At 65.3% G+C, this 23,779-nt stretch carries 23 protein-coding genes; 11 read left to right on the forward strand and 12 right to left on the reverse strand.

Annotation, left to right across the window (positions count from 1 at the left end; all coding sequences use genetic code 11):
* Positions 1-97: 97 nt before the first annotated feature.
* Together EN786_RS06100 and EN786_RS06105 are read left to right on the forward strand one after the other, a co-directional pair.
* Positions 98-355 (forward strand): hypothetical protein, encoded by a 258-nt coding sequence (locus EN786_RS06100; protein WP_126059159.1) that lies wholly within the window; start codon positions 98-100, stop codon positions 353-355.
* Positions 356-458: 103 nt separating this feature from the next.
* Entirely contained in the window at positions 459-1,256 is a 798-nt protein-coding gene (locus tag EN786_RS06105; protein ID WP_189340659.1) for a hypothetical protein, read from the forward strand.
* A 22-nt stretch (positions 1,257-1,278) separates the two neighbouring features.
* On the opposite strand, the gene EN786_RS06110 is transcribed toward EN786_RS06105, so the two are convergent.
* Complete coding sequence (locus EN786_RS06110) at positions 1,279-2,610, reverse strand: dihydroorotase (protein WP_135908069.1); 1,332 nt, start codon at positions 2,608-2,610, stop codon at positions 1,279-1,281.
* Positions 2,611-2,694: 84 nt separating this feature from the next.
* On the opposite strand from EN786_RS06110, the gene EN786_RS06115 reads away from it, so the two are divergent.
* The 6 genes from EN786_RS06115 (at position 2,695) to EN786_RS06140 (ending at position 9,295) form a co-directional block, all read left to right on the forward strand.
* A complete protein-coding gene (locus tag EN786_RS06115; protein WP_127310349.1) occupies positions 2,695-3,555 on the forward strand; it encodes a folate-binding protein YgfZ in 861 nt (286 codons plus the stop codon).
* Positions 3,555-4,193 (forward strand): HD family hydrolase, encoded by a 639-nt coding sequence (locus tag EN786_RS06120; RefSeq protein WP_127310348.1) that lies wholly within the window; start codon positions 3,555-3,557, stop codon positions 4,191-4,193. Before EN786_RS06115 ends, EN786_RS06120 begins: the two co-directional genes overlap by 1 nt.
* Before the next feature lie 125 nt (positions 4,194-4,318).
* Entirely contained in the window at positions 4,319-5,149 is an 831-nt protein-coding gene (locus EN786_RS06125; protein ID WP_127310347.1) for an oxidoreductase, read from the forward strand.
* A 10-nt stretch (positions 5,150-5,159) separates the two neighbouring features.
* Entirely contained in the window at positions 5,160-6,170 is a 1,011-nt protein-coding gene (locus tag EN786_RS06130; RefSeq protein ID WP_127310346.1) for an AraC family transcriptional regulator, read from the forward strand.
* Positions 6,171-6,394: 224 nt separating this feature from the next.
* Positions 6,395-7,012, forward strand: a complete 618-nt coding sequence (locus EN786_RS06135; RefSeq protein ID WP_127310345.1) for a methyltransferase domain-containing protein — start codon at positions 6,395-6,397, stop codon at positions 7,010-7,012.
* Between the two features lie 144 nt (positions 7,013-7,156).
* On the forward strand, positions 7,157-9,295 hold the full coding sequence (locus tag EN786_RS06140) for an EAL domain-containing protein (protein WP_127310344.1): 2,139 nt from the start codon (positions 7,157-7,159) through the stop codon (positions 9,293-9,295).
* 10 nt (positions 9,296-9,305) lie between these two features.
* On the opposite strand, the gene EN786_RS06145 is transcribed toward EN786_RS06140, so the two are convergent.
* Positions 9,306-10,196, reverse strand: a complete 891-nt coding sequence (locus EN786_RS06145; protein ID WP_127310350.1) for a fatty acid desaturase family protein — start codon at positions 10,194-10,196, stop codon at positions 9,306-9,308.
* A gap of 110 nt (positions 10,197-10,306) precedes the next feature.
* Here EN786_RS06145 and EN786_RS06150 point away from each other — a divergent pair, with 110 nt between their 5' ends.
* A complete protein-coding gene (locus EN786_RS06150) occupies positions 10,307-11,233 on the forward strand; it encodes a LysR substrate-binding domain-containing protein (RefSeq protein WP_127310343.1) in 927 nt (308 codons plus the stop codon).
* 14 nt (positions 11,234-11,247) lie between these two features.
* On the opposite strand, the gene EN786_RS06155 is transcribed toward EN786_RS06150, so the two are convergent.
* The 6 genes from EN786_RS06155 to EN786_RS06180 form a co-directional block, all read right to left on the reverse strand.
* Complete coding sequence (locus EN786_RS06155; protein ID WP_127310342.1) at positions 11,248-11,520, reverse strand: DUF3303 family protein; 273 nt, start codon at positions 11,518-11,520, stop codon at positions 11,248-11,250.
* 258 nt (positions 11,521-11,778) lie between these two features.
* Positions 11,779-13,242 carry a RimK family protein gene (locus tag EN786_RS06160; protein WP_127284257.1) on the reverse strand — a complete coding sequence of 488 codons (1,464 nt, stop codon included), beginning with the start codon at positions 13,240-13,242 and terminating at the stop codon, positions 11,779-11,781.
* Between the two features lie 5 nt (positions 13,243-13,247).
* Positions 13,248-14,345, reverse strand: a complete 1,098-nt coding sequence (locus EN786_RS06165) for a peptidase C39 family protein (RefSeq protein WP_127284256.1) — start codon at positions 14,343-14,345, stop codon at positions 13,248-13,250.
* A gap of 208 nt (positions 14,346-14,553) precedes the next feature.
* Positions 14,554-15,345: an anti-sigma factor gene (locus tag EN786_RS06170; protein ID WP_127310340.1), complete on the reverse strand. Its 792-nt coding sequence runs from the start codon at positions 15,343-15,345 to the stop codon at positions 14,554-14,556.
* Positions 15,342-15,860: an RNA polymerase sigma factor gene (locus EN786_RS06175; protein WP_127393954.1), complete on the reverse strand. Its 519-nt coding sequence runs from the start codon at positions 15,858-15,860 to the stop codon at positions 15,342-15,344. The genes EN786_RS06170 and EN786_RS06175 overlap by 4 nt, the downstream gene beginning before the upstream one ends.
* 140 nt (positions 15,861-16,000) lie before the next feature.
* A complete protein-coding gene (locus EN786_RS06180) occupies positions 16,001-18,769 on the reverse strand; it encodes a DUF2339 domain-containing protein (protein ID WP_135908071.1) in 2,769 nt (922 codons plus the stop codon).
* A 254-nt stretch (positions 18,770-19,023) separates the two neighbouring features.
* Between EN786_RS06180 and EN786_RS06185 the strand changes: the two genes are divergently transcribed.
* Positions 19,024-19,488, forward strand: a complete 465-nt coding sequence (locus EN786_RS06185) for an NUDIX domain-containing protein (protein WP_127287299.1) — start codon at positions 19,024-19,026, stop codon at positions 19,486-19,488.
* A gap of 9 nt (positions 19,489-19,497) precedes the next feature.
* Here EN786_RS06185 and recO read toward each other — a convergent pair whose 3' ends face one another.
* Entirely contained in the window at positions 19,498-20,247 is a 750-nt protein-coding gene (recO, locus tag EN786_RS06190) for a DNA repair protein RecO (RefSeq protein WP_127311722.1), read from the reverse strand.
* Positions 20,248-20,482: 235 nt separating this feature from the next.
* On the opposite strand from recO, the gene EN786_RS06195 reads away from it, so the two are divergent.
* On the forward strand, positions 20,483-21,277 hold the full coding sequence (locus EN786_RS06195) for a type II CAAX endopeptidase family protein (protein WP_127311720.1): 795 nt from the start codon (positions 20,483-20,485) through the stop codon (positions 21,275-21,277).
* A 45-nt stretch (positions 21,278-21,322) separates the two neighbouring features.
* Here EN786_RS06195 and era read toward each other — a convergent pair whose 3' ends face one another.
* From era to lepB, 3 genes are read right to left on the reverse strand one after another with little or no spacing between them, the layout of a single operon-like run.
* The gene (era, locus tag EN786_RS06200; RefSeq protein WP_135908073.1) at positions 21,323-22,249 is read right to left on the reverse strand and encodes a GTPase Era; all 927 of its coding nucleotides are present in this window, start codon (positions 22,247-22,249) and stop codon (positions 21,323-21,325) included.
* On the reverse strand, positions 22,246-22,971 hold the full coding sequence (gene rnc / locus EN786_RS06205; RefSeq protein WP_127392459.1) for a ribonuclease III: 726 nt from the start codon (positions 22,969-22,971) through the stop codon (positions 22,246-22,248). The genes era and rnc overlap by 4 nt, the downstream gene beginning before the upstream one ends.
* A 3-nt stretch (positions 22,972-22,974) precedes the next feature.
* Positions 22,975-23,724, reverse strand: a complete 750-nt coding sequence (gene lepB, locus EN786_RS06210) for a signal peptidase I (protein WP_127286192.1) — start codon at positions 23,722-23,724, stop codon at positions 22,975-22,977.
* Positions 23,725-23,779 lie beyond the last annotated feature (55 nt).

The raw sequence follows: 23,779 nt of genomic DNA on the forward strand, positions 1-23,779 counted from the left end.
TCGTATTTACAAACGGTTACTCAAGCCTGCGTGTGAAAGGGACAGCCCAGGCCCGATCCGCACAACGGATCGCCGCTTGAACAGGGTGGACATCGCAATGGAACATGCCGTCAACGACATCGACGCGTTGGTCAGGGAGGAGAAGCGCCTGACGGCCGTGGAGAGCCACAGCGAGGCGTGGGCGGAAGGGTTGTCGGCCGGCATCGAGCCGGAAATCATCGCCGAGGCAGCGCTTGAAACCGCGTTTGGCGAGATGCTGCGCGCCAATGGCGAGACCTCGGCTCTTGCCCTGCTCGACCGCATGCGTGAAAAGGTGATCGCCGGCGCCTTCGAACCGGAGCGGCTGAAGCACTGAGCCCGGTTCTTTGACGGCGGCGCGCCGTTTGGGCATCATTGCATCAAAGGCACCCAACCGGCCCGAGCAGCCCGACGGGCTTGGGCACATGGAGAGGCAGGCGGTGAATTTTTCGACCTCAGGCCAGCCGCGCGGCCTGGTTTTCAGCATCTGGCTTGCCGCCTTCTGCGCCGCGATTCCGCTGGCGCTCAGCCTCACGATCAGCCCTGCCCATGCCCTAAGCGAGATCAAGCGCGAGGACCTGCCCTCGCCGGCGACACCGTCGGCCGATGACGACATGGCGCCGCCCGGCAGCGCCGTGCCGATGCCCGATCCGCTCGGCACGACTCCGCCCACCACCAGCCAGCCGGGCAACGAGCCCGAGGAGAGCCAGCCGGAAGGGCCAGCAAACGACGGCGGCACCGCCAGCCCGAACTCCGACCCGGAGGCGCCGCCGCCGGAAGTCGTCTACGACCTCGCCAAGCTGCCGGAACCGGTCAGGCGCATGCATGATCTGATCGTCGAGGCCTGCCGGAGCGGCGACATCGAGAAGCTCAGGCCGCTGATCGGCAAGGGCGATTCGATGACGCAGCTGTCACTGGGCGACATCGAGGGCGATCCGATCACCTTCCTCAAGGGGCTTGCCGGCGACTCGGAGGGTCAGGAAATCCTCGCCATCATGGAAGAGGTGCTGAGCGCCGGCTATGTCCATGTCGATGCCGGCACGCCGCAGGAACTCTATGTCTGGCCGTATTTCTTCGCGCTGCCGCTCGACAAGCTCGACGCCAAGCAGCGGGTCGAGCTGTTCAAGATCGTCACCGCTGGCGACTATAACGACATGAAGCAGTTCGGCGCCTACATCTTCTACCGCGTCGGCATTACGCCGGCGGGCCAGTGGATGTTCTTCGTCGCCGGCGATTGAGCGGCTTACGGGATGCGGGCGCCTATCCCGGCAGCGCCTCGGAGAACTCCACCGCCCTGCCCTGTCCAGGCGTAACGATCTCGCCTTCCCACATAACGCGTCTACCGCGCACGATGGTGCCGACCGGCCAGCCGGTGACCTGTTTGCCGTCATAGGGCGTCCAGCCGGCCTTCGAGCCGGCCTGCGCGTTGGTGATGGTCTGGCGGCGCTTGAGGTCCACGACGGTGAAGTCGGCGTCGTAGCCGGCGGCGATGCGGCCCTTGCGCGCCATCCCGAAAATGCGTTGCGGACCGTGGCTCGCGAGGTCGACGAAGCGCCGCAGCGTCAGCCTTCCGGCATTGACGTGGTCGAGCATGATCGGCACCAGCGTCTGCACGCCGGTCATGCCGGATGGCGAGGCCGGATAGGGCTTTGCCTTCTCGGCCAGCGTGTGTGGCGCGTGGTCCGAGCCCAGCACGTCGACGATGCCTTGCGAGATGCCGTGCCAGACGCCGTCGCGGTGGCGCGCGGCGCGCACCGGCGGGTTCATCTGGATCAGCGTGCCCAGCCGCGCGTAATCATCGGCGGCGAGCGTCAGATGGTGCGGCGTCGCCTCGCAGGTCGCGACATCCTTGTGCTGTTCGAGGAAGAGTATCTCTTCCGCGGTCGAGATATGCAGGACGTGGATGCGCGCGCGGGTCTGCCTGGCAATGCGCACCAGCCGCTCGGTGCAGCGCAATGCGGCGATCTCGTCGCGCCAGACGGGATGCGAGGACGGATCGTTTTCGATCCTCTCGCCCAACCGCTCGCGCAGACGGAATTCGTCCTCCGAATGGAAAGCGGAACGGCGGCGTGTGTTGCGCAGGATCGAGGCGACGCCTTCGTCGTCCTCGACCAGCAGGTCGCCGGTAGACGAACCCATGAACACCTTGATGCCGGCCGCGCCCGGAAGCCGTTCCAACTCGCCGACATCGCCGGCATTGTCGCGGGTGCCGCCGACCCAGAAGGCGAAATCGCAATGCATGCGGCCCGTGGCACGCCGCACCTTGTCGGCAAGGGCGGCCTCGCTGGTGGTCAGCGGGTTGGTGTTGGGCATCTCGAAGACGGCGGTGACGCCGCCCAGCACGGCGGCGCGCGAACCGGTCTCCAGATCCTCCTTGTGCTCCAGCCCCGGCTCGCGGAAATGCACCTGGCTGTCGACGACGCCGGGCAGGATATGCAGGCCCTTGCAGTCGATCGTCTCACCGGCTGAGGCCTGGCCAAGATCGCCTATCGCGGCGATGCGCCCGGCTTTCACGCCGACGTCGCGAAAACCCTCGCCGTCATGGTTGACCACCGTGCCGCCTGTCAGGATGAGGTCGTAGGTGGTGGCCATGGGCGTTTCGGTCTCTTGCGGGGGGAGTGTCAGGGGCTTACGTAAAGGCTGACCGTTTTGCAAGATCAGGTTCTTTTTCAATCCATGCCCTTTGCCCTGCTGAAAGACCACGCCCTCATTTCCGTGTCAGGCCCGGAAGCCGAGCATTTCCTGCAGAACATCCTCACCACCGACCTCGACGCGCTCGGCCCAGGCGAAGCAAAGCCCGGCGCGCTGTTGACCCCGCAAGGCAAGATCCTGTTCGACTTCCTGATCTCGCGCGCCGGCGAGAATGGCTTCCGACTCGAATGCCGAGCAGATATCTCTGACGATTTCGTGCGCCGGCTGATGCTCTACAAGCTGCGCGCCAAGGCCGAGATCACCAAGCAGGATCAAGCCCTTGTCAGGGTTGCGTGGGGACATGAATCAACCGCTTCAGGTTCTGATTCAACGGCACTTACCGACACCCGCTTCAGCGACGTCGCGGTCAAGCGCAGCTATGGCGCCGCGACCCATGGTGGCGACGTCGGCGCGTGGCAGGCGCTGCGCGTCGCCCATGGCATTGCCGAGAGCGGGACCGACTACCCGCTCGGCGATGCCTTCCCGCATGACGTGCTGCTCGACGAGACCGGCGGCGTCGGCTTCAGGAAAGGCTGCTATGTCGGCCAGGAAGTGGTCTCGCGCATGCAGCATCGCGGCACCGCCAGGCGCCGCGTGCTGATCGTTGGCGCCGAGAGCGCCCTGCCCGGCCCGGGCACCGAACTGATGGTCGCCGGAAGACCGGTCGGCATGCTCGGCTCCACCGCCGGCGCGGCAGGCCTTGCCATTTCCCGCATCGACCGTGTCAAGGCTGCGCTCGACGCCGGCCAGCCGATCATGGCCGGCGATGTTTCCGTCGCGCTCACCATCCCGACCTGGGCGAAATTCGGCTTTCCACAGGAAGCCGCCGGCGCGGAGGAGGCCTGATGGCGGCCGACCGCGCCGGCGCGCCGCCGCGCGCCTGGCAGCGCATGCTGTCAGGCCGGCGGCTCGACCTGCTCGACCCCTCGCCCCTCGACATCGAGATCGCCGACATCGCGCATGGCCTTGCGCGTGTCGCCCGCTGGAACGGCCAGACCAGCGGCGAGCACGCCTTTTCGGTCGCGCAGCATTCGCTGCTGGTGGAGGCGCTGTTTTGCGAACTGGCGCCGACGGCCTCGGCCGACGCGCGGCTGGCGGCGCTGCTGCACGACGCGCCGGAATATGTCATCGGCGACATGATCTCGCCGTTCAAGTCGGTGATGGGCGGCTCTTACAAGGATTGCGAATTTCGCCTGCAGCGCGCCATCCACCAGCGCTTCTCGCTGCCGGCGGACCTCGGTGCCGCCTTGCGCAAGGAGATCAAGCGCGCCGACCAGATCGCCGCCTACTACGAGGCGACGCTGCTTGCAGGCTTCTCCGCAGCCGAAGCGACCGAATATTTCGGCCGTCCGCGCGGTTTTTCCGCCGAGCGCTTCGACTTCACCCCGCGCTCGGTGACCTGGGCGCAGGCAGCCTTCCTGAAGCGCTTCGCGGCGCTCGAAGCGAAGCGTCTGTCTTTCGTCGCTGCGAATTCCACGACGTGAAAGAATGCTGCCGCGCGAGAGGCGCGGCAAGTTTGGCGTAATCTGCTACTGTGATGGCGCGCTCTGTCAGTGAATGGCAGCTCTGCTCGACCCTAGATTGGGCTCAAGCAAGATGAGAGGCAATCATGTTTGACAGACAGAAAAGGACAGCGCTCGTGACCGGCGCATCCTCCGGCATGGGCAAGGAAATCGCCAAGCGCCTGATTCAGGACGGCTTTCAGGTCTATGTGGCCGCGCGCCAGATCGACAGGATGGAGGACCTCGCGGCGCTCGGGGCACGCCCGTTGCGCATGGACATTTCGAAAGGCGCGGAGATCGACGCGGCTGTCGCCAGCATCCTCGCCGAGGTCGACGGTGTCGACGTGCTCGTGAACAATGCGGGGTTCGGTCTCTACGGGCCGGTCGAGGATATCGGCATCGACGAAGCGCGCTATCAGTTCGAGGTCAACGTGTTTGGCCCGGCCCGCCTGACGCAACTCCTGCTGCCGGCCATGCGCAGGAAGAAGGCCGGCACGATCGTCAACATCACTTCGATGGGCGGCAAGATCTATACCCTGCTCGGCGCCTGGTATCATGCGACCAAGCATGCGCTGGAGGGCTGGTCGGATAGCCTTCGGCTCGAACTCGCACCCTTCGGCATCAAGGTTGTGGTTGTCGAGCCCGGCCTGATCGAAACCGGTTTTGGCGATGTCGTCGCGGACGGACTTCTGAAGCGATCCGGTACCAGCGCCTATGCGGAGGTGGCCCAAATGGTGGCGAAGACGACGAAAGCGAGCTACGGCCATGGCCGCGGCAGCGACCCAACCGTCATCGCCGATGTGGTCTCGACGGCCGTCAGGTCGACCAGACCGCGGACCCGATACGCCGCCGGCAAGTATGCGAGAATGATGATCGGTGTCAGGAAGTGGTTGGGCGATCGCATGTTCGACCGCCTCATCCTAAGCCAGATGCGGTGAAGGAAATAGCATGAGCGGAACACCGTCCGACAAATGCAAGGTTCCACGCGCATTCTGGCACGCCGTGGAACGTCTCGGCCTGCCAGCTTCCGCATTGTCGCGGCAGGCCCGGCTTCCCGCCACCCTTCACCTCAACGAACACGCCTTTGTCACGACCGCTCAATACTTCGAACTGTGGAGGGCTCTCGAAGACCTCTATCCCGAACCCGCCCTCGGCATCAGGCTGGTCGAAGCCGCCGATACGGCGATCCATCCGCCATCCACGCTTGCCGCCTTCCACGCGCGCAACTACCGCGACGGAATCGCCCGGATCGCGCGCTTCAAGCGCCTCTGTTCGCCCGAGCAGTTGCATGTTGCCGACGAGAAAGGCGAATGCACGATAAGCTCCGAATGGCTCTACGCCAAGGAGCCGACACCTGCCGTTGCCACGGATGTCGCCTTTGCCTTTGTCGTCGAACTCGGCCGGCGGGGAACGGGACAGCATCTTACCCCCAGCCGTGTCGAATTCAGGCGTCCCGATCCGAAAAGCGATGCGCACCGGACCTATTTCGGGTGTCCGGTGCGTTACGGCGCCCCGCGTGACCTGCTGGTTTTGCGGTCCACCGACCTCGATCGCCCTTTTCCAGGCCACAACCCCGAGCTTCTAGAGATCCTCACGCCCGCGCTTTCTGCCGCGCTCGGCGAACTCAGCGCGCAAAGCTCGATCTGTGAGCAGGTGAAGAGCGTTCTCAAGAGAAGCCTGGCGAGCGGAAGGCCGGAGCTTTCCGACATTGCGCGCGAGCTTGGCATGAGCGAACGCACGCTGCAGCGGCGTATCACCGAGCAGGGAACGAGCTTCCGCGAGCTTCTGGTCGACGCGCGACAGGAACTCGGCAGGCAATTGCTATCGGATCCAACGGCCGACATTGACGAGGTCGCCTGCCTGCTCGGCTACCAGGATGCGAGTTCGTTCTATCGCGCTTTCCGGGAATGGGAGGGCACGACCCCCAACCGCTGGCGGGACTCAACTTTGACGGCCTGAAACGGGCGGCTTCCGACAGCCTCATGCACTGACTGGAGTTTTCCAGCCGCAACCGGTCGAGAAGACCGAAGGTGTCGCCCCCGTCAGCACCCCGCCACGTTGGGTGCGCTCTTGCCGTTGGCGTTCCCCGCAAGTGCATCGGCGCCTTCCGTCACTGTGCCGTGCACAAGCAGCCGCTATCCAGATCCTCTCGAATTCTCACTGGCTTTCTTCCGAGGACGTGGATGCAGAACGATTTCTGGATGTTTTTTCGGTCCTGGCTTGCCGCGCCGCTCCGGGTTGCGGCAGTCGCGCCGTCCGGCAGCGCGCTGGCCAGGATCATGACGCAGGACATCACATCCAGCACCGGACCTGTCATCGAGCTTGGGCCTGGCACCGGCGTCTTCACGGCAAAACTGCTTGAGCGAGGCGTGCGGCCGGAAGACCTAACCCTGGTCGAATACGGCGCGAACTTCGCGCGGCATTTGGAAACCCGTTTTCCGCGGGCGCGCGTGCTTCGTATGGACGCCGCCCGCCTGGGGGATATCGAATTCCGCAATGACGCATCCGTCGGGGCGGTCATCAGTGGCTTGCCGCTGCTGAGCATGCCCGACCACAAGGTGATAGCAATCCTCGACGGGGCGTTTGCTCACCTGAAACCCGGCGGGGCGTTCTACCAGTTCACCTATGGTCCGCGATGCCCGGTCGCGCAGCCGATCCTTGAGGGACTGGGCCTCAGCGCAACGCACATTGGACGCACGATGCTGAACGTTCCGCCAGCGGCGGTGTACCGGATTGCGCGCCACCCGGCGAGGGCGCCAAGGGACAGGACCGTTGCAACGATCAGCCCACAATCGGGCTGAAACAGCTTCCCTGGACAAGCGCTTCGCGGCGATCGAAGCAAAGCGTCAGGCAACGGTTACGCCGCATTCGGCTAGCTGAACAAACGCTAAATTAACCGGAGACTACCACAGTACTCGCTCAGTTCACGGTCCGCAGGCGCGAGTATGCCCGTCGCTCAGGTCAAGGCTGGTTCGCCCGCTCGCAGGCGCAGAGCGGCAAACATCGGCCCGACAAAGCGCATCGAAGACGAATTGCGCGAGCAGAACGAACGCTTCTCGGCCGCCGTCGAGAACATGTCGCATGGGCTGTGCATGTTCGACGCCGACGAGCGCATGATCATCTGCAACCGCCACTACCTCGACATCTTCTGCCTGGATCCCGCAATCGTGCGGCCCGGCATCCGCTTCTTCGACATCCTCCAGCACAGCGTCGACATCGGCGTAGCCTCGCACAGCGCGGCGGATCTCTACGCCATCCGCAAGCCCTATATCGACGGGGCGAAGCCCTCGACCTATGAGGAAACGCTGGCGGATGGCCGCATCATCGACATCTCGCACCGGCCGCTGGCTTTGGGCGGCTGGGTGTCGATCTACGAAGACATCACCGTGCAACGGCGCGCCGAGATGGAGCTGAAGGAGCAGCATCGCCGCTTCGACGCCGCGCTGGCCAACATGTCGCAAGGCCTGTTGATGTATGACGCCGACGGCAAGATGATCGTCCGCAACGAGCGTTTCCTGGAACTCTACAATGTCACCGCGGCCGACTTCCCGCTGGGAACGACGCATCGCGACGCGCTCGAACGGCTGGTGGAACTCGGCATCTACACGAAGATCGACGTCGACAGCGAAGTCGCCAAGACCGAAGCCTGCCGCAAGGCGGCGAAGATTCACTCGACATACCGCCACCTTGCCGATGGCAGGACGCTTCTGGTGACAAGACGGCCGATGAGCGGCGGCTGGGTGGCGACCTTCGACGACGTCACCGAGCGCCAGCTCGTCGAAGAGCGCATGACCCATCTGGCGCATCACGACACGCTGACCAGCCTGCCCAACCGCTCGATGTTTCGCGAGCGGCTCGACCAGGCCCTGGGCGAAGCGTCAGTCGCGCCGCTGGCGATCTTCTCGCTCGACCTCGACCGCTTCAAGGCCGTCAACGACACGTTCGGGCACCCGGCCGGCGACTGGCTGCTGAAATGCGTGGCAGAGCGGCTGCAGCGCTGCCTGCGCAACGAGACGGATGTCGTCGCCCGCTTCGGCGGCGACGAATTCGCCATCATCCAGTTCGGCGTCAACGGCGTGGCCGATGCCGAAAAGCTGGCGCGGCGCATCGTCGAGGTGATCGGCAAGCCCTATCGCGACAAGAGCCGCGAGATGCATGTCGGCATCAGCTGCGGCATCGCGCTCTATCCCGATGACGGCATGGATGCCGACACGCTGCTGAAGAACGCCGATATGGCGCTTTACCGGGGCAAGAGCGAGGGCCGCAACGTCTATCGTTTCTTCGAGCCCGGCATGGACGCCATGGTGCGGGCGCGCCAGGCGCTCGAAACCGACCTCGAAGCCGCGCTGCCGCGAAACGAATTCGAGCTGGAATTCCAGCCGATCATGAACATCGCGGCCGGCGACATCGTCGGTGCGGAAGCCTTGATGCGCTGGCATTCGCCCACGCGCGGCCTCGTGTCGCCCGACAATTTCATTCCGGCCGCCGAGGAAACCGGGCTGATCGTGCAATTGGGCGACTGGGCGCTCAGGAAGGCCTGCACGGCGGCGGCGGGCTGGCCGCATGCGATGCGCATCGCGGTCAATGTCTCGGCCGTGCAGATCAAGAGCGGCAGCTTCGCCCGCAGCGTGATCTCGGCACTGGCCTTTTCCGGCGTTCCCGCCCACCGGCTGGAACTCGAAATCACCGAAACGGTGCTGATGGACGAGAGCGACACGGTGTTGAAGACGCTCAGCCAGTTACGCGATCTCGGCATCCGCATCGCACTCGACGATTTCGGCACCGGCTATTCCTCGCTCGGCTATCTCCGGCGCTTCCCCGTGGACAAGATCAAGATCGACCGCTCCTTCATCCGCGACATCGATAACCGCGACTCGGCGGCGATCGTGCGCACCGTGATCGGGCTCGGCGCCCAGCTCGGCATCACCGTCACCGCCGAGGGCGTGGAGACCGAAGCGCAGCTCGACATGCTGCGCAAGGCCGGCTGCATCGAGGCGCAGGGCTATCTGATCGGCGTGCCGGCGAAGGCGGCGCAGATCAACCGGCTGCTGCGATCAGGCATGGCGTTGCGCCAGTCCGGATAAGCGAAAATACTCAGCGCAACGCCTCGATGTATTTCTCGTGGAAGCTGACATAGCCGGGCTCAACCACCTTGAGATGGCGCTCGACCAGCCGGTGGAACTCCGGCAATTGATGGAACGGCACGCCGGGATAGGCGTGGTGCTCGGCGTGAAAGGGCATATTCCAGGCAAGCTTGCGGACGAACCAGTTGGTGAGCGTCGTCCTGGTGTTCTCGAGCATGTTGGCAACGAGGGGGCAGCGGCCGTGCTCGGCAAGCAGATAGAGCCGCAGGAACGGCTGGCCGAGCAGCGCCGGCACGATCCAGACATAGAGCAGCGCCGTTGCCCCGAACCAGAGCGCGAGCATCAGCACGACGACATAGAAGGCGACCATCGCCCGCGCCTCGGCGCGCACCTTCGGCAGCCCCTTCGGCGGCACATAGCTGCCCCGGCAGCCGCCGATCGCATTGGTGTAGAGCGTCTTGAAATGCCCCCACCATACCGGCAGCCCCGAGACATGGACGATATACTGCCGCAGGGTTTCAGGCTTCGGAAAGGCGAGTTCGGGATCGTTCTCGGGATCCTGGGTGAAGCGGTGATGGGCGAAGTGGAAATAGCGGAACCAGTCCGCGGGCAGCGCGATCACCAGGCTGCACAGCCGCGCGACGGCATCGTTGAGCCACTGCGTCTCGAAGGCTGTGCGATGCACCGTCTCATGCAGCAGCGTGAACAGGAAGACGATCAATATGCCTTGCGGCAGCATCAGCGGCGGCCAGAACGGTACCCTGGCGGCGATCAGGCCTCCGAGCAGCAGGATGGCGCCGAAATGGAAAGCCAACTGGATGAGGCCCGGCCCATCAGACTTGCCGGTCAGGCGACCGCGCTCCTCATTCGTAAGCGAGGCGATGACGTCGCGATGGTCCATGGTTCGTTCCGGCTGCTTGAGTTTGTCCACGCACATTAGCCACAAAGAAACCTTTCTAAAAATGAGGATTTCTGCAATCTAGATAAGTTCAACTTATCTTTGGATTGCCCGTGGCCACGCTACCCTCACTGAAAGGACTGCAAGCCTTCGAGGCGGCGGCGCGCGCCGGGAGCTTTGTCGCGGCTGCGGAAGAACTGTCGATCTCGGCAGCCGCGGTCAGCCAGCTCATCCGCACCGTCGAGGAGCAGATGGGCCGCAAGCTGTTCCATCGCGTCAACCGGCGCGTCGTGTTGACCGAGGCCGGCGTGGAGATGCTGCCGAGGCTGACCATGGCCTTCCAGGAGATCGGCAGCGTCTCGCGCGAGGTCAGCGGCGGGGCCTTCCGCCCCCGGCTCGTCGTGTCAGTGCCGCCGTCCATGGCGATGGGCTGGCTTTCCGAGCGTCTCTACGGCTTTGTCGCCAGCCACGGCGCCGTCGACATCTCGCTCAGGGGCGACGACGACCCGGTGCCGTTCGACCGCGAGCTGATCGACATCAGGCTTTCCTACGGCCCGCACTACCGCGAGCACCCGACCGAGGACATCGTCAGGGACGCCGTCTATCCCGTCTGCGCGCCGGCGCTGAGCGGCGCGATGAAGCGTGACGACCTCGCCGGCCTGCCGCTGATCCATACGGACTGGGGACCGACCGGCGCGTCGTTCCCGTCCTGGCGCAACTGGTTCGAGGCAGCGGGGATCGATCCGGGCCGGACAATCCAACGCGGCCTGTCGGCGAATTCGTCGCGGGCGGCGCTCGACCTTGCCATTTCCGGGCTTGGAGTTGCCCTGGCGCAAGGCGTCTTCTGCGCCGAGGTGGTCGAGGACGGTCGGCTGGCGCGGCCCGTTGCCGGCGCGCTCCAGCTGCGCCAGCCCTATTGCCTGACGATCCCGGAACGCAGCGCCAGGCGAGACGTGGTAGCGGCATTCCGCAAATGGCTGATCGAGGAGTGCCTGCGCTCGGTCGAATCGCCGGCGCTGCGTTCACGCGACAGCTCGTGACCGGAAGGCGCCGGTCAGAGATGGCTGGCCAACGCCGCCGTCATGTCCTTGCTGGTCGCCACGGGAATGATCTCGAACTCCACCAGATCATTCCATTCGATCGCCCAGCGCTGCAGGATGGTGACGTCGTGGGCCTCGACCAGCAGGAAGCAGCGGCTCATATCCGCCGCGATCCAGCTGTGGTGGACGACAAGCTCGTCCGGCTTCAGCCGGCCCCGGTCGCGGAAGCGGCGGTAGATCTCCTTGCGGTCGCAGCCGTGAAAGTCCTCGATGACGAAAAACAGCATGCTTTTCCCCCAGTTTGAACGGCTTGGAATTGGGGAACTGGAGAACTGAAGAACTGAAGAACTGGAGAACTGGAGAACTGGAGAATTGAGTGGCTGGCGCAGCCATCAGTCCTGACTTCCTCGGTTCCTCACTTCCTCACTTTCTCAGTTCTTCAATTCCCCAGTTCTCGGTTCCTCACTTCCTCACTTCCCCAGTTCTCCAGTTCTTCAATCCCCCAGTTCCTCAATTCCCCAGTTCCTCAATTCCCTCCCCGGCCGCTACCGCCCCGGCCGCTCCAGCCGGTCCAGGAACCATTGCGTCAGCCGCACCCAGACCTCGTCCTTCTCGCCCGAATCTTCCCAGCCGTGGTCGAGATTGGGATTGTCGTTGACCTCGATGACGAAGACGCCGTCCTTGGTCTCCTTGAGGTCGACACCATAGAGGCCGTCGCCGATGCAGCGCGCCGCCTTGACCGCCGTCTCGACGACATGATGCGGCGTCTCCTTCAGCGTGAAGGTCTTGATGCCGCCCTGGTCGGGCTTGCCATTGGCCTTGTGGTTGACGATCTGCCAGTGCTTCTTGGCCATCAGGTAGTGCACGGCAAACAGCGGCTGACCGCCGAGCACGCCGACGCGCCAGTCATATTCGGTCGGGATGAATTTCTGCGCGATCAGAAGGTCGGAATCCTCCAGCCACTCGGTCGCGAGCCGGGTTAGTTCCTCCAGGTTCCCGCATTTCTTGACGCCGCGCGAGAACGAGGAATCCGGGATCTTCAGCACCAGCGGGAAGCCCAGCGTCTGCGCCGCCACCTCGAGATCGGACGTGCCGGCGATCATCACCGTCGGCGGCACCGGCACCTTGTTGTAGGTCATCAGCTCGTTGAGATAGACCTTGTTGGTGCAGCGGATCATCGACAGCGGGTCGTCGATGACGGGCATGCCTTCCTGCTGGGCGCGGCGGGCGAAGCGGTAGGTGTGGTTGGAGATCGAGGTGGTCTCGCGGATGAACAGCGCGTCGTAGTTGGCGAGCTTGGCTAGGTCCTTCCTGGTGATCGGCTCGATTTCGACGCCCATCTTCTCGGCGATCCTCGCCCAGTAGCGCAGCGAGGAAATCTCCGACGGCGGCAATTCCTCATGCGGATCGACCAGGGTCGCGAAAGTGTAGCGCGCCGGCGTGCGGCCCTTGGTGTCGCGCCATTCGCGGTTGGTGTAGGTCTCCAGGCACTGCAGGAAGATCCTCTCCTCCTCCTCGGTCATGCGGGCGAGCGGCAGGAAGCCGATCTTGCGGATCGAGGCCCATTCGGCGCTGTCCTTGATGTGGACCTCCAGCGCCGGCGCGCGGAACCAGTCGAACAGGAGCTTGGCGAAACGGTCCCATACCTTCGACGGACCGATGCCGAAGAAGATGGCGACCTTGGCCGGGAAGGTGCCGCCGAGATCCTTGCGGCATTTGTTGAGCGCGAGCTCCAGTTCGGGCAGCGCGTGCTCGTAGAGCTTGCGCTCCGACAGGTCGATCATCGTCTCGACGGTCGGGATCACCTTGTGGCCGCGCGAGCCGGCAAGCAGCGAGGCGTAATAGCCGCGGCTCTGATAGCCGTAATTGTTCGACAGGTTGATGACCTTCGGCCGCTGGCCGCGAAACAGCGCCGGATGGGCGAGATAATCGCGGTTGGTGATGACCTTGTGCGGCGTCGCCACCTGGTCGAGATCGTTCTGCCTGCCTGTAAGGATGACCCAGGTCATTGTTGTCAGCGCTTCCCCAGAATGATGGCTGCACGCAGCCCGTCGCGACCGAACTGCGCCATGTTCATGAAGATGCCGTAAGGCACGGGAATGTTGGCCGCATCAAGGATCGTCTCCTGCCGCTCGTCCTCGACCCATGGATCGTGGATCAGGATATGGTCGCCGTCGTCGCCAATGGCCAGCACCCAATGCGGAACCTTCTTGCCGAACATCAGGAAGCCGCTGATCAGCACCAGCACCAGCTTGCCCCCGGCGATGGCGTTGCGAACATCATCGAGGGCGAATGGACGGTAATTCACCGGAATGCCGTAAAGTTCCGCGCGGCGGCGGAAGTCGACCTGGGCAAGCTCCATCACCCGGCGCTTGTCCTCGCTGCGCACCGACTGCAGGAACAGCGCGCCATGGAAGGAGACGAAGATCTCCGCCGCGAGCCCGCTTTCATAGCCGGCGACCGCCAGGCCGAACGGCTCGCAGCCGCCCGGCCCCGACATCATGAAGACGGTGGTGGCCTCGCGCCAGAGGCGGATTTCCATCACCGGGTCGGGCACGAAGCCGTGGTCGAAATTGGCCATCGCCATCATCAGGCAGCACGGGCCGCAGGTGAACTCGCAGGTCTGCGGGTAGAAGGGAACGGTGGTGGCGATCGGCACGTCGCCGCGCAAGGTCTTCTCGTAGCGCAGCGCGGTGGCGCCGTCCTCGTAGTAGTCCGGCTCGCGACCGATCTTGCGATAGCCGGCCTGCTCATAGACGCGGATGGCGCGCTGATTGTCCTCGCGCACTTCGAGGCGCAGCATCATCCGGTCGTGCTCGAAGGCCGCCTCCTCCGCCGCCGACAGCAGCTGGCGGCCTATGCCGAGCTGGCCGAAGAAAGGACCGACGGCGATGGAATAGAGCCGGGCGACGCCGCTGCCCTTGCGAAACAGCACCACGGCATAGCCGGCAACGCGGCCATCGCTTTCTGCAACCAGCATCTCGGCGGTCTCGCGCTCGATCAGCTGGCGAAAGGAGCGGCGCGACATGCGATCGCTCGAAAAAACAGCCTTCTCGATGGCGGCCAGGTCATCGACGTCGGACGCGCGGGCCTTGCGGATCTCGGCAGGCATGCGGGCTTCAGAAACCTCGATTGGGTTGTGGAATGACCCTTGTCTAAAGCATGGATGATACCGGCCCCCAGCACCAGTATTCATCAAGCGCTATCGCTCCTCGATTAGGGCCGAATTGTGACAGGTTGAATAGTGGTCCAATGCTGAAGGAGCTCTGCACTGACTCGCTGTTTTCAGTGCAGCATCAATGTCGAAAAATCCGCTGTTTTCAACTGGCGAGGCCGGCCAGAAGCTGACCGTAGGCGCTCTTGGCGACGGCCGCCAGACGCTCGCGCGGCAGCGAGCCGACGACGGCGCAGCCATAGCCCTTGTCCAGCCAGTAGACAGCCTCGGGGCCGTCGGCCTCCGCTGCATAGGTGCCCTTGGACTTGCCGGCCGATTCGGCGGTCACGAACAGCGAGATGCGCTCGCCATTGGCGTCCTCATAGAGCAGCATCGCCGCCTTGCCCTGGCCGGCGGGCAACAACCGGCCACCGACCAGCTGGAAGCCTTCGGCCACCAGATCGGGCGCGACCAGCTTCAGGCCGATGCGGTTGGACAACCAGGTCTGCAAATGATCCTTGTCGCTCGCCGGGACCTCGACCGCATGGCGCTTCTCGGCGGCATAGATGACATGGGCCGCGATCGCCTGCTCGGCGAGCAGATCCTCGCTTTCGCCTCCCCTGCCGATGCCATCGATGCCGGCGACATAACCGGCAAGCCCGCCGATCACCAGCACGGCGGCGGCCGCGGCCGAAAGCCACCAGCGCGAGCGCCAGGCTGTCGTCCTTCCTGGAGCCTCGCCGAACACGGCCTGCTTCAGCCGTGCCGGCACCGGTTCTTCGAGCACGCCGGCAAAGGCGGCGCGAAGGGCAGCCCGATCGGCGACGAAGCGGGCGCTCCTTGCCTTCATTTCGGGATTGGCCTCTAGCCAGGCCTCATAGGCCATGCGCTCCTCGCCGGGCAGCTCGCCGTCGAGGGCCATGTGGATGTCGCGTTCGGAGAAATCGCGCCGGGTCATTTCTCGACGATCCTTATCGACCGGCGGCGCGCCGTATCATCCAGCAGGCCGCGCAGTTCCTCGCGCCCGCGCGCGATGCGCGACATCAGCGTGCCGGCCGGCACGCCAAGGATGTTGGCCGCCTCGGCATAGGAAAAGCCTTCGATCGCCACCATGACCAGCGCCGCGCGGCGATCGGGGCTGATCGCCTGCAAGGCATCGATGATCTCGCGCGAGGCGATGCTCTCGACCTGATCGGCCGGAGCTGCCTGCGCCTCGCCGGACTCGAGCGGCAGCATCGCCGCCTCGCCGCGCCGGTTCACCTTGCGCATCTGGTCGATGAACAGATGATGCATGATCGTAAACAGCCACCTCCTTGGGCTTTCTCCCGTCTGCCAGTTATCGAGCCTGACCAGGGCCCGTTCGAGGCAGTCCTGGACGAGGTCGTCGGCCGAATCGCGGTCGCGCAGCAGCGAGCGCGCGTAGCGGCGCAAACGCGGTATTTCGCCAAGGATCGCTGCCTTCTTTTCGTCCATGACCGCTGGTTTTCGAGGTCGTTTTCCATCCAGATTGAACGCGCCTTTGGGGCGCGGCGCAAGCAGCCAGCGCGAAGCGGCCCACCGCTCCGGTTACCCAAGCAATGGATGAACGCTGGCGGATGCCGGTTTATTCCCGGCTAGCCGATTGTTTCTGCTTGTTCCGCCTTCTCCTTCGCTGCTCTTGTCAGCAGCCGCTGGTAGAACAGGCCGATGCCGATCAGCACGGCGCCGAGGCCGATAAAGGACAGCGCCCTGAGCACGCCTTCCAGCTCCGACATGTCGAACAGGAAGACCTTCAGCACGGCGATCGCGATCAGCGCTGCCGAGGCGACGCGCAGCACCTGCGATTTCAGCCACACTCCGGCGGTCAGCAGCGCGACGCCGATGGCCAGCCACAGCGCCGAATAGGTGTAGGTCTCCACTTGGCCGAGCCCGCTCCACAGTCCGATGAACTCGCCCTTGAACAGCCGCCTGACCGACAGCGTCGCATAGGCGAAGGCGAGCAGCGAAGCGACCAGCGCCAGCATCGCCGCGTACCAGCGGGGGCGCTTGTCGCGGACGTAGAGCGCCAGCGCGCCGGCAGCGACGGCCGGCAGGAGATAGGCGAGGAAGAGGAGGTTGAACACCGGAATCGTCCCGGTCGATTCGTCAGTGAACAGCGGGTTCAGCACCACGAAATGCCGGACGGCGACGAAGGCGACGGAGAGCACGCCGACGGCCATCGAGCCGTAGCGCATCACCGAACTCGGCGAGCGCCTGTCGATGGCGACAAGGATGGCGCCGGCGCCAAGCGCGATCAGCGTGTAGATCGCCTGTTCGGCGAGCGTAACCGTGCCGGTGTCCAGCACACCGCCATGCATGGCGTGGCGCACCAATATGGCGAGCGTGAGCAGCGCGAAGAGCGCCGCCCCCGCTTCCATCGCCAGGCGCGGCCGGCCGTTTGTCGTGCGGGCGAGCTGCCAGGCGGCGAAGCCGAAGGCTAGCGCCGGCACGCCGTAGCCCGGCAGCAGCCAGTTGAAGACAGGCGTCGTCGACAGCGATGCGGCGCCGACGATGGTCGGGTCGTAGGCGACGCGGGCAAGCGTGGCGACGACGGCGCCAACCGAAATCCAGCCGAGCACCGGATAGGACCGCCAGCGGGTCGCCAGCGCGGGTACGACGGCCGCCGCGCCGACAAGCACGGTGGTCCAGCCGGAGCCGAAGGCCATATGCAGCATCAACAGGGCGGCGATCGCCGCGCCGCCGAGCGCGAAGGAGACGGCGCCATCTCCCTTCAGCGGCGGCTCCTCGGCGCGCGCGATCCATTCACCGCCGGCGGCGAAAGTCACGACCAGAAGAGCCGCGACCGCAGCGTAGAGGAAGTCGCGGTCGAGATTGCCGAAGGTGAACCACAGAGCCGTGAGCACGACCAACGGCGCGATCACGGCCCAGGCAACCCAGGAAGCCGACCGGATGCGGGCGGTTGCCACCCATTGGCGCGCGGCCCAGAAGCCGGCGGCGATGAACAGCAGGCCGAGCCCGACGCCGATGTTGCGCGTCAACTGATCCGACACCACCACCGGCTGGCCATCGACGCCGAGGCTGCCGCCGACGATATCGGAACCGATCGAGGTCGGCGGGATGATGCCGAGATAGATCATCGCCGTCACCAGGCCGGCGGCATGGAGAAGCGGCAGCGCGCGCGGCCGATAGAGGGCCACGGCCAGCATTGCGGCAAGCAGCGCGGCGCCCGCCAGGGCATCACCGGCGACGGTGAAGGCCGGGTCGACCGAAAGCCCCAGCGCAGAAAGCCCGACGAAGATGGCGGGCGCGATCGACGGCCAGTCGAAACCGCCGGCGGATTCAGCTTCGGCGCCACGGGCACCCAGCCAGACGAAGGCAAGCACAGCCAACGTCGCGGCATCGATGAACAGGATGGCCGACAGGTTCGCGGCGGGCGTGTTGGCCATGTAGAGGATGGTCCAGAGGCCGGTGCCGACGAAGGCCGCCGCCACCAGCGCCTTCCAGTCGCGCAGGCGGGCAATCGCCGCGGTGGCGGCAAGCACGATCGCCAGATAGACGAACAGTGCCCAGGGATTGGGCGCCTGCGAGGAGACGAGCGCCGGCGTCGCCATGGCGCCGATCAGGCCGATGCCGGCCAGCGCCAGGCCATGAACCAGGCTCGCCGCGATCGTCGCCACGCCGATGACGCCGAGCAGCGCGAAGGCGAGCGCCGGACCAATGAAGCCGTAAATGCCATAAGCGGCATAGACGGTGCCGAACAGGATGAAGGCGCCGGCCGCCGTCAGGATCGCCGGGATATAGGCGCCGGCGGCGCCCTGCACCGGCACCTTGAAGCCGGTGCGGCGGATGAATTCGCCGCCGCCGACCAGCACCAGGCCAAGGATGCCGGCCATGGTGAGGCGCACGCCGGGGCCGAAAATGCCGGCTTCGATGGTGTAGCGGATCAGGAACAGGCCGCCCAGCGCCAGCGCGATGCCGCCGACCCAGACCGCCCAGCGAGTGCCGAGCGCGGTCTCGACGTCGGTCTGCCGCGCGGCCTTCGCCGGTTGCGCGGCCTCGGCGGGGCCGGCCGCAGGCTCCGCCGCTGGCGGCGGCGCTTCGTCCTTGGCCCACGGTCCGGACACGACCTCGCCCGCAGCAGCGGCGGCCTGCGCCGCCGGCGCTTCGGCGCCCGCATCATCGGCTACAGGAGGAGACGCTACTTCGGCCGTGATCGCCTCGGCCGGCTTGGCGTCGGCTTGCGGCTGTTCGGCCGGCCTGGCGGCCGGTAGCACGGCGCCCGAAAGCACGAGGCTGCGCAGCGCGCCAAGTTCGCGCTCGATCAGGCCGATGCGGCTCTGCTGGCGCGAGATGATGACGAAGAGGGCGATGATGGCGGCAAGGCCGATCAGGCTTTCAAACATGGCGGTTCCCCCAAACCAGGCCGGTTGTCATTGACAATTGCGGCGGCCAGACGGCCGGTTCCTCCAGGCAAACGCGCCGCCGGATCGGCGACAGCAAAGATCGAGCATGTTTCGCAGCCGAACGCCAGCAGCTTGCAGCCTTTATCCAATGCCGAGGTGTCAAGCCGGCCAGGAATAGTCCTGCTGAGGGAGGTTGCGTGGCACGTGCTGCAAGTAGTCATGCTAGTGTCGGCCGGATTTGATGAGGATGACCAATGCCGCAACGCAGCGCGGGCCTGCTGATCTACAGGCGCACCGGCGGGGTTTTCGAATTTCTGCTTGTCCATCCCGGCGGACCATTCTGGGCAAGAAAGGATGAAGGGGCGTGGTCGATCCCGAAGGGACTTGTCGACGAGAGCGAGGATGAACTCGCAGCCGCACGACGTGAGGCCGAGGAGGAACTGGGCGTCGCGATCGACGGAGACTTCGAGCCGGTCGGCAGTTATCGGCAGCCGGGAGGCAAGATCGTGACGGCATGGAGTGTCGAATCGGACGTCGATGCGGACGCCGTCAGAAGCAACACGTTCACCATGGAGTGGCCACCGAGGTCGGGTTCAGTGAAAGAATTCCCCGAAGTGGACAAAGCCGGCTGGTTTTCCTTGCCGGAGGCCGGGCTCAAAATCCTGAAAGGCCAGCGCCCCATCCTCGGCGATTTCCTGGAGCGGCAAAACGCCGGCTAGGCGCTAGCGCTACTCTCCGGCGATCGCCTTGCCGGCTGCGTGATGCCTGCGCAGCGCGGCGAGGAAACCGGCGCGGGCGTCGGGTGGTTCGAGGCCGCGCGGCTCGTAGACATGGCGGGTGAAGAAGAAGCCGGTCAGCCGGAACGCGTCCTCGAGCGCCGCCTGATCGGCACTAGGGCCCGAGCGCTGCAGGAAGGCCGGCAGCGCCAGCATCTTGTCGTGCCAGGGGGTGCCGGCGGCGCGGGAGACGGCGCGGCCGGATTTCGGCGAGACATAGGCGAGGTCCTGCCTGGAGCCGGTCGCAGCGCACTGGCTAAGGTCGAGGCCGAAGCCGAGCTCGTCGAGGATCAGCAATTCGAAGCGCGCCACCAGCTCGCCCGCCGCGTCGGCGTCGTCGAGATGGGCGATCATGACGGCAAGCGTCTCGTAAAGCGCGCCATGGGCGTCGCGCTCGGGCAGCAGGCGCAGATGCGCGGCCATGGTCTGCAGGCCGTAGACGGCGATGGCGCTGTCCATCAGGCGAGCGGCGTTCATCTCGATCGCCTCGGCCTGGAAGGTGCCGAGATGCTCGTCGAGGCGGGCCCGCCACAGGAGATCGACGCGATTGCCCGGCTGCAGCACCGGCTGCTGCTTGCGCGAGCGGCCGCCGCGCACGAGGCCGAGATGGCGGCCATGGGCGCGCGTCATCACCTCGAGGATGGCGCTGGTTTCGCCATGCTTGCGGGTGCCGAGAATGATTCCCTCGTCGCGCCATTCCATGCGAGGGAGCATTTCACCGATCGGGCGGCGAAATCAAGGTTGGAACGGGCCGGGTGCCGGGACAGCCGCCAATCGCAAATATCGGAAATCTCTCAGAAACCGATCAGGATTTTTGGCCCGCGCTGGCGCCATATGCGGGCATGTCGACCGGCGCGGCCGGTCCCTTTGCTGTGGTCGACCCATCGGGCAAGCCGACCTCTCATTTGCCAATCCGCCCGATGAGAGGACCAGACAAATGCCTTCCTTCCTGAGCCTGGTGCGGGGGCACCAGCTGACCGCCTTCTTTTCGCTGGCGCTCGGCCTGACCTGGCTGGCGTTCATCCCCTTCTGGCTCTCCGGCGGCGAGAGCATTCCCTGGTTCACCTTCGGGCCGATGATCGCCGGTTTCATCGTCGCCGCACTTACCGGCGGCTGGGCTTCGGTCAAGCCCATCCTCGCCTCGATGGTGAAGTGGCGGGTTCGCCCGTTCTGGTATCTGGTGGCGTTCGGCCTGCCGTTCGGCGCGCAGCTCGCTTCGATCCTGATCAATCCGCTGTTCGGCGCCGCGGCCCCTGCCTGGGGCAACATCCCGGCCTTTTCCGAGATGCTGCCGATCATCGGCCTCTATGCGATCTTCAGCGGCCCGCTCGGCGAGGAGCCCGGCTGGCGCGGCTTCGCCACGCCACGTCTGCTCACTAGTCATTCCGCGCTTGCCGGCAGCCTGATCCTCGGCGTGATCTGGGCCATCTGGCACTTCCCGCTCGGCCTGGTCGGCGACCTCAGCCTCTACGGCACGATCAATGTCGTTCTGGCCGGCATCGTCTTCACCTGGCTTTACCAGAACACCGGCAGCGTGCTTCTCGCCTTCCTGATGCATGTCACGCACCAGAACAGCGTGCGCTTCCTCGGCAAGGTGTTCGTCGACGGCGACTATGTGCAGCAGCAGTGGATCGGCGTGGCGATCTGGGCGGTCATCGCGGTCGCGATCGTCGCCTACTACGGCACGGAGACCTTTGCGCGCCGGCCCAAGGCAAAACTGGCCATCGCGTGAACCAAATCCGCCAAAAAGCGCGGCGCTCCTATCCCGGGCGCCGCGCTAGTGCGGAAACTCGAGCCCCATCTCGCGGTAGCGCTCGGGGTCGTCGCCCCAGTTCTCGCGCACCTTGACGAACAGAAAGAGGTGCACCTTCTGCTCCAGTATGCCCGCGATCTCCATGCGCGCCGCCTGGCCGATGGCGCGGATGGTCTCGCCCTTGTGGCCGAGCACGATCTTTTTCTGGCTGTCGCGCTCGACATAGATGACCTGCTCGATACGCACCGAGCCGTCCTTCTTCTCCTCCCATTTCTCGGTCTCGATATGGGAGGAATAGGGCAGTTCCTGATGCAGGCGCAGGTAGAGCTTTTCGCGGGTGATCTCGGCCGCGAGCTGGCGCATCGGCAGGTCGGAGATCTGGTCGTCCGGATAGTACCAGGGGCCGGCCGGCAAGGTCTCGGCGAGATAGTCGAGCAGGTCCTTGCAGCCGGAGCCGGTCAGTGCCGAGACCATGAAGGTGCGCTTGAACGGCACGCGCTCGTTCGCCGTCGCCGCTAGCGCCAGGAGCACCTCGGGCTTGACCCGGTCGACCTTGTTGAGGACCAGAAGCATCGGCTGCCGGACATCCTTCAACCGGTCGAGAATGGCATCGGCGTCGCCTCGAATGCCGCGCTCGGCGTCGATCAAAAGCACCACGATATCAGCATCCTTGGCGCCGCCCCAGGCGGTGGTCACCATCGCCGTGTCCAGCCGCCGCTTCGGCTTGAAGATGCCGGGCGTGTCGACGAAGACGATCTGGGCATTCTCATGCGTGGCGATGCCGCGCACGATGGCGCGGGTGGTCTGCACCTTGTGGGTGACGATCGACACCTTGGCGCCGACCAGTTGGTTGACCAAGGTCGACTTGCCGGCATTGGGCGCGCCGATCAGCGCGACGAAGCCGGAGTGCGTCGCGGGGGCCTCGCCCGCCTGTGCCGCTTCTTCGCTCATGCCGCGCTTCCTTCATTCATCCAGACACCCTCGCGCAGCAGCAGCGCCGCTGCCGCCGCCTGCTCGGCCTCGCGCTTGGAGCGACCGCTGCCGATGGCCGGCGCGAACTGGCCGACCTTGACGCTGACGGTGAACAGCGGATCGTGGTCCGGCCCCTCCCTGCCGTCGATGCGGTAGGCGGGCGTCGCACCCGCCGCCTGATGCGCCCATTCCTGCAATTCGGTCTTGGCGTCGCGACGGGCAGCGCCGATGGCCTGCGAGCGCGGCTGCCAATAGCGGTGGATGAACGCGCGGGCCGCATCCAGGCCGCCGTCGAGATAGAGCACGGCGATCAGCGATTCCAGCGCATCGGCGCGCAGGTTGACGCGCTTGCGTCCGTCGAGGCCGCGCACGTCCGAGCCGGCGCGGATCAGTTCCGGCAGGCCGATCTCCTCGGCGATTTCGGACAGCGCCTCGGCATTGACCAGGGCGTTCAGCCGCAGCGACAGCTCGCCCTCGGCCGCGTTCGGGAATGCCGCGAGCAGCATGTCGGCCACGACAAGGCCAAGCACACGGTCGCCGAGGAATTCGAAGCGCTCATAGTCGACGCCGGCATGGCTCGACCGGGCGCTGGCATGGGTCAGCGCCCGCTGCAGCCGCTGGCGGTCGCCAAAGGCATGGCCGGTGCGCTCAATGAGCGCTTCGGCGAGCGCATCGGCGGTGAGCCGCTTCGTTGACGCCATCAGCTAGCTGACGAAATGGAACAGGCGCGCGGCGCGCATCAGCGACGGCCACTTCCAGACTTCGAGCGGGCTCGCGCCATCGGCGATCGAGAAGAAGATGATGTTGGCGCGGCCGACCAGGTTCTCTTCCGGCACGAAGCCGACGGTGAAGCGGCTGTCGGAAGAGTTGTCGCGATTGTCGCCCATCATGAAGTAGTGGCCGGGCGGCACGTCGAACTCGCGCGTGTTGTCGCCGATCGAGTTCGGCGTCAGGTCGAGCGTGTCATAGGTGATGCCGTTGGGCAGCGTCTCGCGATAGACATCGACCGGACGATCGACCTCGGTGATATCAGGGTTGTCGATCTGGCCGACCTTCTCGCGCGGCACGCCGGCGCCGTTGATGAAGAGCTGGCCGTCCTTGACCTGGATCTTGTCGCCGGGCAGGCCGATGACGCGCTTGATGTAGTCGATGGACGGGTCCGGCGGGAACTTGAACACCACCACGTCGCCGCGCTTCGGCTCGGAGCCCCAGATGCGGCCGGAGAAGATATCGGGACCGAACGGCAGCGAATAGCGCGAATACCCGTAGGACCATTTGGTGACGAAGAGATAGTCGCCTTCGAGCAAGGTCGGGCGCATCGATCCGGACGGGATCGAGAATGGCTGGAACAGGAAGGTGCGGATGACCAGCGCGAGCAGCAGCGCCTGAATGATGACGCTGACGGTTTCGCCAAGCCCGCCGGATTTCTTCTCGGATTTTTCAGCCACGCTCATGTCGTCCTCGATTGTGCGTTGGTTGGTATAGAGTCTCGGCGCGCGCTGGGCAACG

Origin of the sequence: Mesorhizobium sp. M4B.F.Ca.ET.143.01.1.1, from assembly GCF_004792275.1 — a bacterium.
Lineage (GTDB): Bacteria > Pseudomonadota > Alphaproteobacteria > Rhizobiales > Rhizobiaceae > Mesorhizobium > Mesorhizobium abyssinicae.

What these genes read in the sequence shown, in the direction of transcription:
- EN786_RS06170 (WP_127310340.1), bottom strand. Translation starts at nt 15,345, where the DNA reads ATGACCCGGCGCGATTTCTCCGAACGCGACATCCACATGGCCCTCGAC.
- EN786_RS06160 (WP_127284257.1), bottom strand. Translation starts at nt 13,242, where the DNA reads ATGACCTGGGTCATCCTTACAGGCAGGCAGAACGATCTCGACCAGGTG.
- EN786_RS06130 (WP_127310346.1), top strand. Translation starts at nt 5,160, where the DNA reads ATGAGCGGAACACCGTCCGACAAATGCAAGGTTCCACGCGCATTCTGG.
- EN786_RS06145 (WP_127310350.1), bottom strand. Translation starts at nt 10,196, where the DNA reads ATGGACCATCGCGACGTCATCGCCTCGCTTACGAATGAGGAGCGCGGT.
- recO (WP_127311722.1), bottom strand. Translation starts at nt 20,247, where the DNA reads ATGGAATGGCGCGACGAGGGAATCATTCTCGGCACCCGCAAGCATGGC.
- EN786_RS06135 (WP_127310345.1), top strand. Translation starts at nt 6,395, where the DNA reads ATGCAGAACGATTTCTGGATGTTTTTTCGGTCCTGGCTTGCCGCGCCG.
- EN786_RS06115 (WP_127310349.1), top strand. Translation starts at nt 2,695, where the DNA reads ATGCCCTTTGCCCTGCTGAAAGACCACGCCCTCATTTCCGTGTCAGGC.
- era (WP_135908073.1), bottom strand. Translation starts at nt 22,249, where the DNA reads ATGAGCGAAGAAGCGGCACAGGCGGGCGAGGCCCCCGCGACGCACTCC.
- rnc (WP_127392459.1), bottom strand. Translation starts at nt 22,971, where the DNA reads ATGGCGTCAACGAAGCGGCTCACCGCCGATGCGCTCGCCGAAGCGCTC.
- EN786_RS06185 (WP_127287299.1), top strand. Translation starts at nt 19,024, where the DNA reads ATGCCGCAACGCAGCGCGGGCCTGCTGATCTACAGGCGCACCGGCGGG.
- EN786_RS06175 (WP_127393954.1), bottom strand. Translation starts at nt 15,860, where the DNA reads ATGGACGAAAAGAAGGCAGCGATCCTTGGCGAAATACCGCGTTTGCGC.
- EN786_RS06165 (WP_127284256.1), bottom strand. Translation starts at nt 14,345, where the DNA reads ATGCCTGCCGAGATCCGCAAGGCCCGCGCGTCCGACGTCGATGACCTG.
- EN786_RS06140 (WP_127310344.1), top strand. Translation starts at nt 7,157, where the DNA reads ATGCCCGTCGCTCAGGTCAAGGCTGGTTCGCCCGCTCGCAGGCGCAGA.
- EN786_RS06110 (WP_135908069.1), bottom strand. Translation starts at nt 2,610, where the DNA reads ATGGCCACCACCTACGACCTCATCCTGACAGGCGGCACGGTGGTCAAC.
- EN786_RS06180 (WP_135908071.1), bottom strand. Translation starts at nt 18,769, where the DNA reads ATGTTTGAAAGCCTGATCGGCCTTGCCGCCATCATCGCCCTCTTCGTC.
- EN786_RS06125 (WP_127310347.1), top strand. Translation starts at nt 4,319, where the DNA reads ATGTTTGACAGACAGAAAAGGACAGCGCTCGTGACCGGCGCATCCTCC.
- EN786_RS06195 (WP_127311720.1), top strand. Translation starts at nt 20,483, where the DNA reads ATGCCTTCCTTCCTGAGCCTGGTGCGGGGGCACCAGCTGACCGCCTTC.
- lepB (WP_127286192.1), bottom strand. Translation starts at nt 23,724, where the DNA reads ATGAGCGTGGCTGAAAAATCCGAGAAGAAATCCGGCGGGCTTGGCGAA.
- EN786_RS06100 (WP_126059159.1), top strand. Translation starts at nt 98, where the DNA reads ATGGAACATGCCGTCAACGACATCGACGCGTTGGTCAGGGAGGAGAAG.
- EN786_RS06155 (WP_127310342.1), bottom strand. Translation starts at nt 11,520, where the DNA reads ATGCTGTTTTTCGTCATCGAGGACTTTCACGGCTGCGACCGCAAGGAG.
- EN786_RS06120 (WP_127310348.1), top strand. Translation starts at nt 3,555, where the DNA reads ATGGCGGCCGACCGCGCCGGCGCGCCGCCGCGCGCCTGGCAGCGCATG.